This window comes from Vreelandella sedimenti (genome assembly GCF_013416325.1).
GTDB lineage: Bacteria > Pseudomonadota > Gammaproteobacteria > Pseudomonadales > Halomonadaceae > Vreelandella > Vreelandella sedimenti.
This window is the reverse complement of record NZ_JACCGK010000051.1, coordinates 1-1,422: the sequence shown is the minus strand read 5'-3', so window position 1 is coordinate 1,422 and position 1,422 is coordinate 1. Positions and strand designations below refer to the sequence as shown.

The 1,422-nt window shown below is 57.1% G+C and carries 1 protein-coding gene; it reads right to left on the bottom strand.

All coding sequences use genetic code 11. From position 1 onward, the window contains the following. Window positions 1-290: 290 nt before the first annotated feature. Window positions 291-1,325 carry an IS110 family RNA-guided transposase gene (locus HZU72_RS23565; RefSeq protein WP_180096373.1) on the bottom strand — a complete coding sequence of 345 codons (1,035 nt, stop codon included), beginning with the start codon at window positions 1,323-1,325 and terminating at the stop codon, window positions 291-293. Window positions 1,326-1,422: the final 97 nt, after the last annotated feature.

The following is a 1,422-nucleotide window of genomic DNA, read 5'->3' as shown; positions in this document are numbered from 1 at the left end:
GTAGCGCGTATATGGACTCCTCCTCGCTTGCAAGCACAAAAGGTCATAGCGGCACGGTCGACTGCTAGCGTATATCCGGTCTCGTAAAAGATGCCTAACGTGTGGGCATCGGACCTTAATGGGCTATTCGCACGCCGGGTACCCGCAGGGTAAACGAGCTTTCATGCTCTACGCGCTACACGGTATGGCCCGGCGTCGGTTCGACCTGTTCGCCATCTCTCTTGTGGTGTTGCAATCGGGGTGGTGGGAACACTGGTTAAAGGTTAAATGTTTCTGACCACGTCGCCGGCTTACGCCGCGGCAGCCAACTCAGGGTTATACGGCACCTCGTAACGCGTGACGGCCCACGCCATACGCGCTGTCTTGTTGGCTAGCGCCACAATCGCCACGTTACGATGTTTGCGCACGGCAAGATGCTTGATCCACTGACTAAGCCCGTCTTCTTGCCTGACGGCAAAACGCAGCACCGCTCGTGCGCCATGTACCAGCAGCTTTCGTAGATAGCTGTTGCCACGCTTACTAATCCCCAACAGGCGCTCTCGTCCGCCCGTGCTGTGTTGACGCGGGGTCAGCCCTAACGAGGCGGCAAAATCGCGCCCACGCTTGTAGATAGCGCCATCACCCAGCACGCCCGATAAGGCACTGGCGGTGATCGGGCCAATGCCGCGAAGGCTCATCAAGCGCTTGGCGACGGGGTCGGTGTTGGCGTGCGTTTCAATGGCGGACGTTAACTGCGCAACGCGCTCATCTAAATAACGGAGGTCATCCGCTAAGTCGGCCAGAAGGCAGCGAAAGCGGTCACTGAGCCCATTGGTGGCATCCTCCAGCCAAAGAGGCAGCGCCCACCGTAACTGCTGGATACCGGTGGGTGCAGTAAACCCATACTCACCGACGAGGCCACGGATTTGATTGGCCTTCGCCGTGCGCTGGCTAATCAGCTCTTCACGGATCCGGTGGGTGGCTTGGCAGTCCTGTTGATCAACGGTTTTTACGGCCACGAAGCGCATCGTAGGACGGCCTAATGCTTCACAAATCGCTTCAGCATCTGCCCGATCATTTTTATTCGTTTTAACGTAAGGCTTCACGAATTGGGCGGCGATCAGCTTTACCTGGTAACCACGCGCTTGAAGTTCACGTGCCCAGTAGTGGGCAGACGCACAGGCTTCCATGCCGATGACAGCCCCTTGGGGCACACGGCGCGAGATAGCTTCCAACCACTTGGCCCGGGAATATTTACCCCGCCATTGAGGCTTCTCATGCCGGTCAACGCCATGTACGTGAAAGACAGACTTTGCGATATCCACACCAACTCGGCTAATGTTCATATGGGCTTCTCCTGACTCTCAAGCTGATAGTTTTCCAACCACCTACCAGTATGGCGCACTGACGCCGGAGTAGGGTGAGGAGGAGTCCATCCCATTG